General features: G+C 64.5%; 15 protein-coding genes and 1 pseudogene. 12 read left to right on the top strand and 4 right to left on the bottom strand.

The genetic code is table 11. The features are described from left to right. Positions 1 to 5: 5 nt before the first annotated feature. Both EXZ48_RS06900 and EXZ48_RS06895 read right to left on the bottom strand, forming a co-directional pair. Positions 6 to 602 (bottom strand): NUDIX domain-containing protein, encoded by a 597-nt coding sequence (locus tag EXZ48_RS06900; protein WP_050742919.1) that lies wholly within the window; start codon positions 600 to 602, stop codon positions 6 to 8. Positions 603 to 622: 20 nt separating this feature from the next. Further along, positions 623 to 2782 carry a molybdopterin-dependent oxidoreductase gene (locus EXZ48_RS06895; RefSeq protein ID WP_371687643.1) on the bottom strand — a complete coding sequence of 720 codons (2160 nt, stop codon included), beginning with the start codon at positions 2780 to 2782 and terminating at the stop codon, positions 623 to 625. Between EXZ48_RS06895 and EXZ48_RS06890 the strand changes: the two are divergent. From EXZ48_RS06890 to EXZ48_RS06880, 3 genes and pseudogenes are all read left to right on the top strand, one after another. After that, positions 2678 to 3679, top strand: a pseudogene (locus EXZ48_RS06890) (23S rRNA (adenine(2030)-N(6))-methyltransferase RlmJ); the annotation flags it as partial. The gene EXZ48_RS06895 and the pseudogene EXZ48_RS06890 overlap by 105 nt on opposite strands. Before the next feature lie 26 nt (positions 3680 to 3705). Next, entirely contained in the window at positions 3706 to 4515 is an 810-nt protein-coding gene (locus EXZ48_RS06885) for a ribonuclease T(2) (protein ID WP_371687642.1), read from the top strand. Between the two features lie 12 nt (positions 4516 to 4527). After that, positions 4528 to 5121, top strand: a complete 594-nt coding sequence (locus EXZ48_RS06880) for a glutathione S-transferase (RefSeq protein WP_197032903.1) — start codon at positions 4528 to 4530, stop codon at positions 5119 to 5121. Between the two features lie 226 nt (positions 5122 to 5347). On the opposite strand, the gene EXZ48_RS06875 is transcribed toward EXZ48_RS06880, so the two are convergent. After that, the gene (locus EXZ48_RS06875; RefSeq protein WP_024271289.1) at positions 5348 to 5989 is read right to left on the bottom strand and encodes an outer membrane protein; all 642 of its coding nucleotides are present in this window, start codon (positions 5987 to 5989) and stop codon (positions 5348 to 5350) included. A 357-nt stretch (positions 5990 to 6346) separates the two neighbouring features. Here EXZ48_RS06875 and EXZ48_RS06870 point away from each other — a divergent pair, with 357 nt between their 5' ends. The 6 genes from EXZ48_RS06870 to EXZ48_RS06845 all read left to right on the top strand — a co-directional run bounded on the left by EXZ48_RS06870 (position 6347) and on the right by EXZ48_RS06845 (position 11155). Then, complete coding sequence (locus EXZ48_RS06870; RefSeq protein ID WP_130514986.1) at positions 6347 to 7111, top strand: SDR family oxidoreductase; 765 nt, start codon at positions 6347 to 6349, stop codon at positions 7109 to 7111. Beyond that, positions 7108 to 9159 (top strand): excinuclease ABC subunit UvrC, encoded by a 2052-nt coding sequence (uvrC, locus tag EXZ48_RS06865; protein WP_130514984.1) that lies wholly within the window; start codon positions 7108 to 7110, stop codon positions 9157 to 9159. The genes EXZ48_RS06870 and uvrC overlap by 4 nt, the downstream gene beginning before the upstream one ends. 64 nt (positions 9160 to 9223) lie before the next feature. Next, positions 9224 to 9691 carry a hypothetical protein gene (locus EXZ48_RS06860; protein ID WP_130514982.1) on the top strand — a complete coding sequence of 156 codons (468 nt, stop codon included), beginning with the start codon at positions 9224 to 9226 and terminating at the stop codon, positions 9689 to 9691. A 155-nt stretch (positions 9692 to 9846) separates the two neighbouring features. Continuing rightward, positions 9847 to 10431, top strand: a complete 585-nt coding sequence (pgsA, locus tag EXZ48_RS06855) for a CDP-diacylglycerol--glycerol-3-phosphate 3-phosphatidyltransferase (protein ID WP_023515486.1) — start codon at positions 9847 to 9849, stop codon at positions 10429 to 10431. A gap of 1 nt (position 10432) precedes the next feature. After that, complete coding sequence (gene moaD, locus EXZ48_RS06850; protein ID WP_050742914.1) at positions 10433 to 10687, top strand: molybdopterin converting factor subunit 1; 255 nt, start codon at positions 10433 to 10435, stop codon at positions 10685 to 10687. Positions 10688 to 10690: 3 nt separating this feature from the next. Beyond that, positions 10691 to 11155 (top strand): molybdenum cofactor biosynthesis protein MoaE, encoded by a 465-nt coding sequence (locus EXZ48_RS06845; RefSeq protein ID WP_050742913.1) that lies wholly within the window; start codon positions 10691 to 10693, stop codon positions 11153 to 11155. 6 nt (positions 11156 to 11161) lie between these two features. Here the strand turns inward: EXZ48_RS06845 and EXZ48_RS06840 are convergent, their stop codons facing one another. Continuing rightward, complete coding sequence (locus tag EXZ48_RS06840) at positions 11162 to 12058, bottom strand: branched-chain amino acid ABC transporter permease (RefSeq protein ID WP_130514980.1); 897 nt, start codon at positions 12056 to 12058, stop codon at positions 11162 to 11164. 118 nt (positions 12059 to 12176) lie between these two features. Here EXZ48_RS06840 and EXZ48_RS06835 point away from each other — a divergent pair, with 118 nt between their 5' ends. Genes EXZ48_RS06835 through EXZ48_RS06825 form a run of 3 tightly spaced genes read left to right on the top strand, consistent with a single transcriptional unit; the run spans position 12177 to position 14703 of the window. Then, positions 12177 to 12731, top strand: coding sequence for a CGNR zinc finger domain-containing protein (locus tag EXZ48_RS06835; RefSeq protein WP_130514978.1), 555 nt, complete (start codon positions 12177 to 12179; stop codon positions 12729 to 12731). Then, the gene (locus EXZ48_RS06830) at positions 12728 to 13234 is read left to right on the top strand and encodes a hypothetical protein (RefSeq protein WP_023515481.1); all 507 of its coding nucleotides are present in this window, start codon (positions 12728 to 12730) and stop codon (positions 13232 to 13234) included. The genes EXZ48_RS06835 and EXZ48_RS06830 overlap by 4 nt, the downstream gene beginning before the upstream one ends. A 59-nt stretch (positions 13235 to 13293) precedes the next feature. Then, the gene (locus EXZ48_RS06825; RefSeq protein WP_130514976.1) at positions 13294 to 14703 is read left to right on the top strand and encodes a hypothetical protein; all 1410 of its coding nucleotides are present in this window, start codon (positions 13294 to 13296) and stop codon (positions 14701 to 14703) included. Positions 14704 to 14709: the final 6 nt, after the last annotated feature.

Below are 14709 nucleotides of genomic sequence, written 5' to 3'. Positions count from 1 at the left end.
AAGAATCAGCCGAACTCCCCACGGTGCAGCATCAGCCATTGCAGCATGACGATGGTCTTCGCATCCTGGATACCACCCGTGGCGATGAGGCCGTAGGCTTCGTCGATCGGCAGTTCGACGACCTCGATATCCTCGCCCTCCCCGTCGACGCCGCCGCCCTCGCCGTCACGCGCCGTCGCGTCGATACGGGCAACGAAGCAGCCGACGCGCTCCGTCAGCGTGCCGGGGCTGGAATAGATGTCGAAGAGGTGGCGCACGTCGCGCACCGCATAGCCGGTCTCCTCCATCGCCTCGCGGGCGACGGCCGCCTCGGGCGCATCGTCGTCGAGCAGACCCGCCGGCACTTCCGCAAGGAAACCGTCCGGATGGCCGCCGAAGAAGGCGCCGGGGCGGAACTGCCGCACCAGGATGACCGACTGGCGGACCGGATCGACCAGCAGCACGCAGGCCGCCGGGCCATGGTCGTGCACCTCGCGATCCAGCTGCTCCACCCGGCCGTCCGCCCGCCTCTGCTCGACCACGACAGTGCGAAGATGGATGAAGCGCTTCCAGACCGTCTGCTGATCGACGATACGGACGGCGGAGGACATGTCGGACGTCATGAAAAATCCTCGCGTGACGTTCAGGCCTTACGCAGCCAGACGCGGTTGTCGTGGAAGGCAGCACCGCCATAGGGCGCGACCGGGTCGGCGCCGGTCAGGACATTGATGCCCTCCCCGTCGAGATGGGCGGAATTCGGCCAGATCCCTTCGGCGATCAGTACACCCGGCTTCACGCTGTCTGTCACCTTGGCGTGCAGGCGGATGTCGCCGCGGACGTTGCCAAGCTGCACGATATCGCCCTCGACTACACCGCTCGCCGCCGCATCCTCGGGATGGATCATCACCTCCGGCCGGCCCTCGCGTTCGCGCGAGCCCTTCGTCTCCGTGAAGGTCGAGTTGAGGAAGGTTCGGGCAGGCGACGTGGCGAGACGGAAAGGGTGATCGGCATCCGGCGTCTCGATGATCGCCACATGATCCGGGAAGGTCGGCAGCGCCTCATGCGGACCGAAGGCGCCAAGCACCTTCGGCGGCCGGTTGGGCGCGGGCGTGTTCGTCCAGTTCGGCCGGAAGCGGAACTTGCCATCGGGAAAGCCGAAGCCCTTGGAAAAATGCGCGGTTTCGAAATCCGGCTGACAGTCGATCCACTTCTCCTCCTTCAGGCCGTCGAAATCCCGCTCGTAGTAGGGCAGCATGCGGGTGATGTGCTCCTGCTCGGAAAGCCCGAAGCCCGGCATGTCGCCGACGCCGAGACGCCTGGCGAGCTCTTCGATGACGAAAAGATTGGTGCGTACCGTTTCGGGCGGCTCGACGAGCTTCGGCCCGAGCAGGATGTGCTGGTGGCCACCGCCGCGATAGATGTCGTCATGCTCGACGAACATGGTGGCCGGCAGCACGATATCGGCAAGCTTCGCCGTATCGGTCATGAAATGCTCGTGCACCGCCACGAAAAGGTCGTCGCGCAGAAAGCCCTGCTTCACCAGGCGTTGCTCCGGCGCGACATTCGCCGGATTGGTGTTCTGGATCAGCATGGCGTTGACCGGGCCGCGCCCGCGCAACGCGACGGCATCGCCTGTCAGGATGCGGCCGATCTGCGACTGGTCGAGCATGCGGATATCGGGATCGACGAGCTTCGCGCCCGTCAGCTCGCCCTTGCGCAGATGGAAGATCGCGGAATTGCTGTGGAACGCACCGCCGCCCTCATACTGCCAGGAACCGAGCACGGTGGCGATGGAGAGCGCCGCATGCATGGAGACGGCACCGTTGCGGCTGCGGGTAAAACCATAGCCGAGGCGGAAAAAACTCCGTTTTGTTTGCCCAACGAGAGCGGCGAAGGCCTCGATTTCGTCCACCGTCAGACCGGTGATTCCGGCCGCCCAGGCCGGATTGCGGCTGGCAAGATGCGTCTCGAGACCGGCCGGGTCGTCGGCGAATGCCTCCATATAGGCACGGTCGGCATAACCGTCGCGGAAGGCGACATGCATGACGGCGCAGGCGAGCGCGGCATCGGTGCCGGGCCGAAGTTTTAATGCAAGGTCGGCCTGCTTCATCGTGGGGTTGTCGTAAATGTCGACAACGACGATCTTCGCCCCGCGCTCCTTGCGCGCCCTCACCGCATGGGTCATCACGTTGACCTGGGTGGAGACGGCGTTTGTGCCCCAGATCACCACGCAGTCCGATTTTGCCATCTCGCGCGGATCGGGTCCGCGCAGCGTTCCGGCTCCCATGGAAAAGCCGGTCCAGGCGGGATTGGTGCAAATCGAATCGAAGAAGCCGGAATAGCGTTTCGCATGACGCAGGCGCTCGATGGAATCGCGCTGCACCAGACCCATCGTTCCGGCATAATAATAGGGCCAGACCGCCTCGCTGCCATGGGCCTGCTCGGCCCTGACGAAGCTTTCCGCAATGGCGTCGAGCGCCGCCTCCCAGGAAATGTCGGCCCATTCGCCACCGCCCTTCTCGCCCCTGCGCACCAGCGGCTTCATCAGCCGGTCCGGATGGTAGAGGCGATCGGCATAGCGGGCGACCTTGGCGCAGATGACGCCGGCCGTGTAGCTGTTGTCGGCGCTGCCCTTGACGCGGCCGATGCGTCCGTCTGCGCCGATCTCGACATCGAGGGCGCAGGTGGAGGGACAGTCATGCGGACAGGCCGAGTGGCCGATACGCGGTTTTCCGAGATGGGGGGTCGCAACGTTCATGGCTTTTCTATATTGCAGAGCACGAAGTGCCAAAAGGCAAATCATTCTACCATTGCAACAATTCATCGTCGCATCAGCGCGGATGATCGTGGGCGTCGCACGGGGCCTCAAATGAACTACCGCCACATCTATCACGCCGGCAATTTCGCGGATGTGCTCAAACACGCCGTGCTCGCTCGCCTCGTCCTCTACATGCAGGGCAAGGACAAGGCGTTCCGCGTGCTCGACACCCATGCCGGCATCGGCCTCTACGATCTTTCGAGCGGGGAAGCGCAGAAGACAGGCGAATGGCGCAACGGCATCGGCCGGCTGCTCGACGGCGACCTGCCGGCGGCGGTGACGGAAATTCTCGCGCCCTACCTGAAGGCTGTTCACGAGTTGAATCCGCAAGGCGGGCTAACCTATTATCCAGGCTCGCCAAAACTGGCGCGCCTGCTCTTCCGCCCGCAGGACCGGCTCTCCGCCATGGAACTGCATCCGGACGACTACGAGACGCTGCATCGCCTGTTCGACGGCGACTTCCAGAGCCGCATCACCCGGCTCGACGGCTGGCTGTCGCTCGGCGCGCACCTGCCGCCGAAGGAAAAGCGCGGCATCGTGCTGGTCGATCCGCCCTTCGAGATCGAGGGCGAGTACGAGCGGCTGGTCGACGGGCTGCAAAAGGCCGTGCGCCGCTTTCCCGGCGGGGTCTATTGCCTGTGGTATCCTCTGAAAAAGAACGCTCCCATCGCCGCCTTCCACAAGGCGCTGAAGGAGACAGGCATCCCCAAGATGCTCTGCGCGGAGCTTTCGGTGAAGAGCGACCGCGAGACGACGGGACTGACGGGCTCCGGCCTCATCGTCGTCAATCCACCCTATACGCTGAAGCAGGAACTCGACGTTCTGCTGCCCTTCCTCAAGGAACGGCTGGCGCAGGACCGCTTCGCCTCGGCCCGCGCCTTCTGGATCGCCGGGGAGACGAAGGCCTCTTGACCTTTGCCGTCCGGCGGCAACAATCGCGCGCCGAACCGGGAGACCTCAATGACGCCTTTGCCTGCCGCCGCCGAACAATGAGCCGCCCGCCTTCCTTCCCCCTCGCCCGCCCCCTGTGCCTGCTCCTCGCCGGGCTGGCCGCGCTTGCCGGCTGCAGCGAGGACAAGCCGGCCGAAAAACAGAAGACCGAGGCGAGCCGCAAAGCGCCGGAAACGCGCGCGGCCGTGCCGCTCGGCACGGGCTTCGATTTCTACGTGCTGTCGCTCTCCTGGTCACCGACCTGGTGCGCGGACAACGATGCAGGCGGCCGAACGCAACAGTGCCGGCGCGGCGAGAACAACGGCTTCATCGTGCACGGGCTCTGGCCGCAGAACGACCGCGGCTACCCGGAATTCTGCCCGACGCGCCAGCCGGACCGCGTGCCGGAGAAGCTCGGCCGCACCGTGCTCGACATCATTCCCTCCATGGGGCTGGTCGGCCACCAGTGGCGCAAGCACGGCTCCTGCTCTGGCCTCAGCCAGAAGGACTATTTTGCCGTGACCCGCGCGGCCTTCGAGCGCATCGACATTCCCGCCGACCTCGCGCCACAGCGCGGCGGTGCCCGGTTTTCCCCCGATGCGGCGGAGGCCGCCTTCATCGCGGCCAATCCCGGGCTCGATCGCAAGGGCATCGCCGTGACCTGCGAGGACGGGCGGCTGGAGGAGATCCGCATCTGCATGACGACGGACCTTTCCTTCCGCACCTGCCCTGCCGTCGACCGCGCGGGCTGCCGCGCCAAATCCATCGAACAACCGCCCATTCGCTAGAACAGGATGCCGCTGATGAAGATCTTCTATTCGAGTGCCTCGCCCTATTCCACCAAGGTGCGCATGGCCGCGCATTTCGCAGGCCTTGCCGCGCAGTCGGTCGCAGCCGACACCAATGCCGACCCGGCGGAGCTGCTGGCTGCCAATCCCCTCGGGAAGATCCCGACGCTCGTGACCGACGAGGGCCTTGCTGTCTATGACAGCCGTGCGATCATGAACTACATCGACCGCCAGACGAAGGGTACGCTCTACCCCCGCAATGCGGCAAAACGCACGGAAGTGGATATACTGGAGGCGACGGCCGACGGTATCTGCGACAGCCTGCTCGCCATCGTCTACGAGCGCCGCTCGCGACCGGAAGAGAAGGTCCACCAGCCCTGGATCGACCGGCAGTGGCAGAAGGTGGAGCGTGCGCTCGACCATCTCGAAGAGAACATGCCGCGCCTCGGCAAGAAGCCGAATGCCGGCCATTTCGCGCTAGCCGCCATGCTGCGCTACATCGAGCTGCGCTTTGCCGGCAAATGGCAGCGTGGCCGGCCGAAGCTGAAGCGCTTCCTCTCCCGCTTCGAGGCGGTTTTCCCTGACTATGCGCAGTTCAAAGACTGACGGCTCGATTGCAAGGCCCCTCATCCGGCCTGCCGGCCACCTTCTCCCCGTAAACGGGGCGAAGGAGATATGCCGCGCCGATTTCCCCAGGCAATGACCATTTGCAGGGCACATCCCCTCTCCCCGCTTGCGGGGAGAGGGTTAGGGTGAGGGGCAATCCCATCCCTCCAAAACAGAAAAAGCCGGGCTTTCGCCCGGCCTTTTCGTCTTGCTGGAGCCGTGAGGCTTAGAACTTCACGCCGAGACCGACGCGAACGCTGTGGTCTTCGAAGCCCGACTTGACCTTGTCGCCGCCGAGGTTGAAGCTCTTCTTCTGGTAGTCGCTGTAGCGGTACTCGATACGCGCCGTGACGTTGTTGGTCACGAAGGCTTCGGCACCGGCACCAGCGGTCCAGCCGACCATGTTGCGGTCGTCCTTGCCGTTGGCGTTCTTCATCTCGACGTTGGTACCGGCGATACCGGCCGTGCCGTAGACGAGGACCGGGTTCAGGTCGATACCGACTCGGCCGCGGATCGAGCCGTTGACGCCCTGCTTACCCTTGAGGCCGTTGCGCTCGGCATCGACGCCCGAGTAGTTCAGGTCGGTTTCACCGCCGTAAACGAGCTGGCCGCTCTGCATGTTGTAGCCGCCGTAGACGCCGCCGCCGAGGCCGTTCGCCTTGGCGTCGCCCTGACGGTTGAAGTCACCGCGCTGCCAGCTTGCCGTACCACCGGCATAGGCGCCGGCCCAGTTGCCGCTGGCAACCGGCTCGGAATATTCAGCGGCCGGAGCCTGCGGAATTTCGTCGATGGCGTCAGCAGCGTGAGCAGCCTGGAAAGCGACCATGGAAACGGTCGAAGCGATGAGGGTGGCGATAAGTGTACGCATGATATTCTCCTTTACTAAACGACGCCCTCTCTGGGAGGCGATCGGGCATCGTCATTTCCAATTCAGTCCCGCCCGGTTGAGCGGAAATTGAATAAAGATTGAGGAATTGAAAGAGCCAAAATGTGAAATGATTGTGGCAACGGCGCGGCACAAATGGGATGTGACTTTTGCGCACCAGGGTATTTGTTAACCACGATTTCATCAATCGGAAAAATCAATAAAATATACTTCAAATTACTTTGAAGTCGCTTTTGCAATTAATTTTTCTGCAACCAATTGTCAGGGGGAGTTTAAGCCTGCGCTGGGATGTCTATATCTTGGGCCGGTTAATCAAATGAATCGGCAGGATGGATTTTCGTGAACAAGCCCCTCAGGACAGCCCTCGTGACGGGCGGCGCGAAACGCATCGGCAAGGCCATCGTGGAAGACCTCATCGCGAACGGTTTCGCCGTCGCCATCCATGCCAACACATCTCTGGAAGACGCCGAGGCGATGGCCAGCGCCGTCAATGAGGCCGGCGGAAGGGCCGTCGCCGTGCAATGCGACCTCGCGGACGGGGCGGCGACCGGGCGACTGATCGGCACTGCGGCAGCGGCGCTCGGCCCCATCGACCTCCTTGTCAACAACGCCTCCCTCTTCAAGCCCGACACGGTCGAGGCGTTCGACGATCCCTTGTGGGACCGGCATTTCGCCGTGCATGTGAAGGCGCCGTCGATCCTTGCACGCGACTTCGTTCGCCAGCTTCCCGAGGGCACAGCGGGCTCGATCGTCAACATCATCGACCAGCGCGTCTGGAACCCAACGCCGCGCTACTATTCCTATACGCTTTCCAAATCGGCGCTGTGGATGGCGACCCGCACCATGGCGCAGAGTTTTGCGCCGCGCGTGCGCGTCAATGCCATCGGCCCCGGCCCGTCGCTGCCGAACGAGCGGCAGGACGATGCCGCCTTCCAGGCGCAGGTGGAGGGCCTGATCCTGCGCCGGGGACCGGATCTTGGGGAATTTGGCCGCACAGTTCGCTTTTTGTTCGACACGCCATCTATTACCGGGCAAATGATAGCGCTCGATGGTGGGCAGCATCTCGCCTGGGAAACACCCGATGTCGGGGGAATAACCGAATGAATGGCCGGAAGGTGGAGGATGGTGGCATCCTCTATGACGAGAACGAAACGGACGACGAGGACGAGCTGCAGGAATCCCCCGCGGCGACCGGCGCCGTCACGCCCGGCATCGCCACTCCCGGAATCGATTGGAACGAAGGCGGCGATACGCCCGAGGGCATCATCGGCGCCGAGCTGATCCAGCACTTCGTCAAACGCCTGCCGAACAGCCCCGGCGTCTATCGCATGTTCAACACGGCGGGCGACGTGCTCTATGTCGGCAAGGCGCGCAGCCTGAAGAAGCGCGTGACGAACTATGCGCAGGGCCGCGGCCATTCCAACCGCATCTCCCAGATGATCCGCCAGACGGCGAACATGGAGTTCGTCACCACGCGCACCGAAACCGAGGCGCTGCTGCTGGAAGCGAACCTCATCAAGCGCTTGCGCCCGCGCTTCAACGTGCTCCTGCGTGACGACAAGTCCTTCCCCTACATTCTCGTGACGGGCGATACGCGTGCGCCGGCAATCTTCAAACATCGCGGCGCGCGCAGCCGGAAGGGGGACTATTTCGGCCCCTTCGCTTCCGCCGGCGCGGTGGGGCGCACGATCAACTCGCTGCAACGCGCCTTCCTCCTGCGCACCTGCACGGACAGTGTCTTCGAGACGCGCACACGGCCCTGCCTGCTCTACCAGATCAAGCGCTGTTCCGGCCCCTGTACCCATGAGATCCGCGATGCCGACTATGCGGAGCTGGTGCAGGAGGCGCAGGACTTTCTTTCCGGCAAGAGCCAGAAGGTGAAGGCGCACATGGCCGAGGCCATGAATGCCGCTGCCGAAGACCTCGATTTCGAGCGCGCCGCCGTCTATCGCGACAGGTTGGCGGCGCTGAGCCACGTCCAGAGCCACCAGGGCATAAACCCGGCCGGCGTCGAGGAAGCCGATATCTTCGCCATCCACCACGAGGGCGGCGTCTCCTGCATCCAGGTGTTCTTCTTCCGCACCGGGCAGAACTGGGGCAACCGCGCCTATTTCCCGAAGGCCGACCCGCAGCTTTCAGGCGCCGAAGTGCTGAACGCGTTTCTCGCCCAGTTCTACGACGACAAACCCTGTCCCCGGCAAATTCTTCTCTCCGAATCCGTCGAGGAAATGGACCTGCTCAGCCAGGCTCTTTCCGAACGCTCGAACTACAAGGTCGCCATCTCCGTGCCGCAGCGCGGGGAAAAGAGGGACCTCGTCGACCATGTCGTCGCCAATGCCCGCGAGGCCCATGGCCGCAAGCTGGCGGAGACGGCCTCGCAGTCCCGCCTGCTCGATGGCTTCGCCGCAACGTTCAAGCTCTCCTCCGTACCGCGCCGCATCGAGATCTACGACAACTCGCACATCATGGGCACCAATGCCGTCGGCGGCATGGTGGTGGCGGGGCCGGAAGGCTTCGTGAAGGGGCAGTACCGCAAGTTCAACATCAAATCGACCGACATCACGCCCGGCGACGATTTCGGCATGATGAAGGAAGTGATGACCCGGCGCTTCTCCCGCCTCATCAAGGAAGAAGGACTGCCGGACCGCACCGCCGACCAGAGTGCGGACGCGGCGGACCTGCCCTTCCCCGCCTGGCCCGACGTCATTCTCATCGACGGCGGCCAGGGCCAGATGACGGCGGTGCGCGCCATCCTCGAAGACCTTGGCATCACCGACCAGGTCGTCGCCATCGGCGTCGCCAAGGGCGCCGACCGCGAGGCCGGGCGCGAACGCTTCTTCATGAAGGGCCTTGCCGACTTCTCCCTGCCGCCGCGCGATCCCGTGCTCTATTTCGTGCAGCGCCTGCGCGATGAGGCGCACCGCTTCGCCATCGGCTCGCACCGGGCACGGCGCAAGAAGGAAATGGTGAAGAACCCGCTCGACGAGATCGGCGGCATCGGCCCGACGCGCAAGCGTGCCCTGCTCCAGCATTTCGGCACCGCCAAGGCCGTTTCCCGCGCGGCGATGGCCGACCTCATGGCGGTCGCCGGCATTTCCGAAAGCGTCGCCCGCATCGTCTACAACCATTTCCACGACGACGCCGCGGGATAGCTGGCCCGTCCTGCCGGTGGGTGCTAGGGTGCCTCCACGGCATTCCTTCACCCGGAGCGACATCATGACCGCCTTCCGCCGGATCACGCCCTTCGGCGTCTGTCTTCTCGCGACAGCCGCCGCCGCGCAGACGCAGGTCGGCGATGCGCAGATGCTGGGTGTCAGCGGAACCTGTAGCGAACTCATCGTCGGCGACCTGGAATTCAGCAAGGCCTGTTCGCAAAAGCTGCTCAACGTCACCTATCCGGACGGCCGCGTCGGTTTCTATTTCGTTCTCGACGACAGCCGCATCATTACCTTCACCGGCATGGACGGCGACAATCCGACACCGGAGACGGACGTGGTCAAGCTCGACAAGGTGATCGTCAGCCGCACGGACACGCCGGACCAGCCGGACGTCTTTCCGGCGACGGGCACCTGCGGTTTCGGCAACCCGATGAAAGGACCGGCGACAATTGCCTGCGAGGGCACGCTGCCGGATGGCAAGCGCTTTTCCGCCGCCTTCACGACGGACGGAAAACCTCCGACGTGAACCCGCCAGAACCGGAGAATCCGCAGCGTTTTGCGACAATGGCTGCGACATTCGTCCACGCTCCGTAAAATCGCCAAGAATTGCCGGAAACAAAGGTTGACGGCGATGTCACAAAGACCTCATCTAGCCGCAAACCTGTCGAGACTGAAGAATCCATGGCTTCCCGCGCATACAGCATACCGAACCTCCTCACCTACGCCCGCATCGTGGCCGTGCCCCTGATCGTTCTCTGCTTCTTCGTCGAAGGGCGGCTGGAATCGTCGGACTTTGCACGCTGGGCGGCCTTCTGGCTGTTCGTCGTCGCCTCGATCACCGACTATCTTGACGGCTACCTCGCCCGCATCTGGAACCAGACGTCGAACATCGGCCGCATGCTGGACCCGATCGCAGACAAGCTGCTGGTCGCCTCGGTGCTGCTGTTGATGGCCGCCGACGGCACCATCGCCGGCTGGACGATCTGGGCCGCGATCATCATCCTATGCCGCGAGATCCTCGTCTCGGGCCTGCGCGAATATCTCGCCGACCTCAAGGTCAGCGTACCCGTCACGCGCATCGCCAAGTGGAAGACGGCGATCCAGATGTTCGCCATCGCCTTCCTTCTGGCAGGCCCCGCCGGCGACAAGATCCTGCCATACACGACGGAGATCGGCATCACCCTGCTCTGGGCCGCCGCCCTCATCACCATGTATACCGGCTACGACTATTTCCGCGTCGGCCTGAAGCACATCGTGGACGAGTGAGATGACGAAGCTCGTCTACTTCGCCTGGGTGCGCGAACGGATCGGCAAGGGCGAGGAAGAGATCGCCCTGCCCGCCTCCGTCAGGACCGGCGGCGACCTGCTCGCCTATCTGAAGACGCTCGGCGAGGACTATGCCCACGCGCTGGAGCATGAGACGGTCATCCGCATCGCGATCAACCAGGAGCATGTCGAGCATGACGAGCCCATCCTCGGCGCCCGCGAGATCGCCCTCTTCCCGCCGATGACGGGAGGCTGAGCGGTGGCCGGCGTCCCGGTCACCGTGCGCGTCCAGCCGGCGGATTTCGACGCCGCCGCGGAAGCTGCGCGCATGACTGCCGGCCGGCGCGATACCGGTGCCATCGTCACCTTCACCGGCCTCTGTCGCGACGAGGGCGGCAGACTGTCCGCCCTTGAGCTCGAACATTATCCCGGCATGGCCGAAGCCGAAATCGGCCGCATCTGCCGCGAGGCCGTCGAGCGCTTCGCCCTTCTCGGCATCACCGCCATCCACCGCGTCGGCAAGATCGCACCGGGCGAGAACATCGTGCTCGTCATCGCACTCGCCCCGCACCGGCATGCCGCCTTCGACGGCGCCTCCTTCGTCATGGACTATCTGAAGACCTCCGCACCCTTCTGGAAGAAGGAGCACTTTGCCGACGGCCGCGAGGGCGGCTGGGTGGATGCCAAGGAAAGCGACGACCGGGCGCGGAACAAGTGGTCGTAACGTCCCTCACGGCGACGGCCGCTCGCGCCTGAAGATCACCAGCAGCAGCACCAGCGCGGAAAAGATCACCAGATCCCGCCACAGGAAATCGCCATAGGCGCTCCAGAGCGTTTCGGCGAGGCCCATGGCCGCACCGCCGAGGGCGGAGAGCAGCGGCGTGCCCGCCCCGCCGATGGCGGCGATGAACAGCACCTTCACCCCGAAGACGAGGCCGCCGCCGAAATCCATGTTGCCGTAATAGGAGACGGCAAGGATGCCGGTGAGGCTGGCGATCAGCGCCGCCAGCGCATAGGCCGAAAGGTAGACGCCCGCAGCATCGACGCCGCAGAGCTCCGCCGCCCGCCGATCCTGCGAAACCGCCCGCCAGCGCCGGCCCCAGGCGGACCGCGCGAGGAAGACGTGGCCGGCAAGAACGATAGCGGCCATGGCAAGGGTGTTGGCCATTTGCAGCACCGTCAGCGCGACGGGAAAGGTCGGATCACTCCACAGGACGACCGGCGTGTTGAGAAAGGGCGGCAGCCAGAGGCTGCGCGTGTCCGAGGCGAGCCGCGCCGTCTCCATCAGCACCAGAACGACGCCGAGCGCGGCGACCACCACCGTGTTGTCCGAGGAGAAGGCGAGCGGGCGCATGACATGGCGCCCGATGACGAGGCCTGCTCCGACACCGTAAAGCAGCGCGACGACCGCACCGAAACCGAGCGCTGCCGGCAACACCAGCCAGAGCCGATCCCAGCCGTACCCGGAAAACAGGATGAACATCTGCGCGGCGAAGGCGAAGAGCGCGCCATAGCCGATATCCGCCCGGCGCGTTACGGCAAAGGCGATCGAATAGCCGAAGGCGAGCGCCGCATAGAGCGCGGCAACGGGCGCGGCATTGGCGATCTGCTGGAGGAAATAGGCCATGGCGGTTCCGGGCTCTTCCGCTTCGTCACATCGGCCTCCCGGAAAGCGGCGGCCGGCCGTTCTGGAGGAGCGCGCAAATTATAACTGGCAAAAACACTTTTACCAGTTAGAATATCGCATGACCTTCTTCTGGACCCCGCATCGTTTCTCCGGCGGCGCACTCGCCCTCGATGTCGCCAATTCGGTCGTGCTGCGCGGTGATCCCGAGCGGCGGATCGACCGTTTCGCCGATCCTGCCGTCATGGACGCCTTCCCCGCCGGAGCAGGCCGGCACGGGGCGGAACGCGCACTTTTCGGTTCGCTCGAACCGGTGCGCGAGGATGCACGCGCGGGACTGTTCGCGCTGCGCGAGGCGATCGACCGGCATTTTCGTGCCGAAGTGCTGGGCCAGGGAACGCCGGCGCTGCTTGCCGGTCTCCTGGAGGCCATCGCCGCCACGCTGCGTCGCTCGGGGACAAGACCGCAGGCGCTCGATACCGCGACGGCGCGCTCCGCCCTGCTCCTGCTCGCGCAGCCCGAGCCGGAGCGCCTGAAAATCTGCCCGAACTGCCATTGGCTCTTCCTCGATCGCAGCCGCAACCGTTCGCGCGCCTGGTGCGACATGGCGGTCTGCGGCAACCGGGCAAAGGCCAGCCGCCACTATCACCGCAACCGCGAGGAGAAAGGGCCATGAGAACGTCCTGGCTGATCCTTCTGCCGCTCCTGCTTTCGCTTGCCGCCTGCCAGCGCGAGACGGGACCGGATCCGCTCAAGCTGACGGGCAAGATGTTCGTCTTCAACTACCGCCTCGCCTACGCCACCTACATGGTGACGCTCGACCGGACAGAACCGGTACCGGAAGGCTCCGTGGTTCGGGCCGAGTTCGAAAACCCGGCGGGCGGCGCGCCGCTGACGCTGGAGCGCAAGCTGTTTGCCAACCTCACCCGCGTCGCGCTGGAGAGTCCGGACATCTCCTGCGTGAAGAAGGGCGTTCCCTACAAGGTGACCATCCGGGTCGTCGGGCCAGACGGCGCGGTGCTGCAAAGCCTGGAAACCCAGGTTACGTCCAATGTCGACCAGAGCATCCTGCCGGCAAAGGCGCTGGTCGTCGGCCCCGGCTACGACAAGAACCCGGAGGTGTTCAAGGACGGCAAGGCGCCGGCGCATTTCGAAATGGCGACCTGCCCCACCGACTGACGAATATTCGCCAGGGTTCGTGCGTTCCCTCCAAAGCTGCTTCCCGGAGGATCGGACCGATGCGATTCCTGCCTGCCCTGGTTCTCGGCCTGTCCGTTTTCTCTCCTGCGGCCTATGCCGAGGAAGCCGCGACCTGTCCAGCAAAGCCCGCCATCCTCGCATTTTCTGATACGGTGCTGGCCGACCGGGAAAAGCTGCCGCGATTGAAGGCACGCGGTTTCGGGGCGGAAGCCGCCTATCTGAAAATCCGCTACGGCCGCCTTTCCATGGACGAGGCGACCAAGCTCGCCCACGGACTGCGCGATGCCGGCGTGCGCGAAGCCATCGATCTTGCCGGCGCCATCGATGGGGCGCGAGACGGGTTCGACGCGCTGGGCAACGCCGATCCGGTTCAACTGAACGGGCTGATCTCCACCGTGCGGGCAATCCTGGTGCATGGCGATGGCGACAAATTGCTGGCCGCCATCGCCAGCCTGCCGCCGGAACGGCAGATCCCGATAAGCGGGCGGATCGTGCCCGCCATCGCGGACCGGCCCGACGAGGAGAAGGCCAGGCTCGCCGCATCGGCAGGCCGCCACAAGCTGTTCTTCCTTCAGGCGGGGCTCGTTGCGAGCCAGCGCGACCCGAATGCCTGGCCGGTCTTCGTTGCCGGTTTTCCCGAGGCAGCGATGCTCGCGGACCTGACGCGCATGTGGAGCTGGGCGCCGGCGCTGGTCGGCAACCCGGCCTTGCCGCGAATCCCGGTGCCTGACGCCGCAATGCAGGCGACGCAGAAAAGCCTGCATGCCATCTGGATTATGGCCGCGAAGGAGCCGGAGCGCGATTTCCTGATGACCTATCTGAACCAGACCGGCGATGTCGCCTCCGCGGAAAAAGCGGCGACGGCGGTTCTGGCCGAGATCACGGCCGGGCGGATCAAGCCGGAAGGCCTTCTGGATCCTGCATGGCTGCTGGCCTATCGGACCCTTCGCGCTGCCGTGCCCGATCCCGCCGTGGTCGATACGACGCTCGAAAGCATGCCTATCAATACGCGCCGCGTCGTTCCCCCGACCAGCAATGTCTCGATACGGGACCTCATCGACCGGATCGTGGCGATCGACGCGCTTGCTCCCTACCTCACCGGCAAGTCCGATGTCCTCCCGGAGGCGCCGACGGATATCAGCCTGAAATTCCAGGCGGAATGGCCATTGTGGGCAGAGCTTTCAAAATCCCTGACATCCGTACCGCTGACGCCGCTTGCAAAAGACCCTGTAAAGGCGCCGATCGTCGCAGAGCTGCTGTTTGCCGCCGGCGACCATGCCCGTCTTGCCGATTTCGTCCTTGCCGTCGAGCCAGCCGAAACGAAGGTTGCCATCGCCACCGATTTTGCAATGCGCCTCGATCGCGGCTGCCAGAGCTACATGCACCACCCGGCCGAAGCACTGCTCCTGGCCGGCCAGCCGCTCTTCAAGTTCGACCCGGCACAATAAAAACCG

It is taken from the genome of Shinella sp. JR1-6 (assembly GCF_004284735.1).
In the GTDB taxonomy this organism is placed as follows: Bacteria; Pseudomonadota; Alphaproteobacteria; order Rhizobiales; family Rhizobiaceae; genus Shinella.
This window is presented reverse-complemented; position numbering and strand designations above follow the sequence as displayed.

What these genes read in the sequence shown, in the direction of transcription:
- EXZ48_RS06840 (WP_130514980.1), bottom strand. Translation starts at nt 12,058, where the DNA reads ATGGCCTATTTCCTCCAGCAGATCGCCAATGCCGCGCCCGTTGCCGCG.
- moaD (WP_050742914.1), top strand. Translation starts at nt 10,433, where the DNA reads ATGACGAAGCTCGTCTACTTCGCCTGGGTGCGCGAACGGATCGGCAAG.
- EXZ48_RS06900 (WP_050742919.1), bottom strand. Translation starts at nt 602, where the DNA reads ATGACGTCCGACATGTCCTCCGCCGTCCGTATCGTCGATCAGCAGACG.
- EXZ48_RS06860 (WP_130514982.1), top strand. Translation starts at nt 9,224, where the DNA reads ATGACCGCCTTCCGCCGGATCACGCCCTTCGGCGTCTGTCTTCTCGCG.
- uvrC (WP_130514984.1), top strand. Translation starts at nt 7,108, where the DNA reads ATGAATGGCCGGAAGGTGGAGGATGGTGGCATCCTCTATGACGAGAAC.
- EXZ48_RS06835 (WP_130514978.1), top strand. Translation starts at nt 12,177, where the DNA reads ATGACCTTCTTCTGGACCCCGCATCGTTTCTCCGGCGGCGCACTCGCC.
- EXZ48_RS06830 (WP_023515481.1), top strand. Translation starts at nt 12,728, where the DNA reads ATGAGAACGTCCTGGCTGATCCTTCTGCCGCTCCTGCTTTCGCTTGCC.
- pgsA (WP_023515486.1), top strand. Translation starts at nt 9,847, where the DNA reads ATGGCTTCCCGCGCATACAGCATACCGAACCTCCTCACCTACGCCCGC.
- EXZ48_RS06875 (WP_024271289.1), bottom strand. Translation starts at nt 5,989, where the DNA reads ATGCGTACACTTATCGCCACCCTCATCGCTTCGACCGTTTCCATGGTC.
- EXZ48_RS06825 (WP_130514976.1), top strand. Translation starts at nt 13,294, where the DNA reads ATGCGATTCCTGCCTGCCCTGGTTCTCGGCCTGTCCGTTTTCTCTCCT.
- EXZ48_RS06895 (WP_371687643.1), bottom strand. Translation starts at nt 2,782, where the DNA reads ATGATTTGCCTTTTGGCACTTCGTGCTCTGCAATATAGAAAAGCCATG.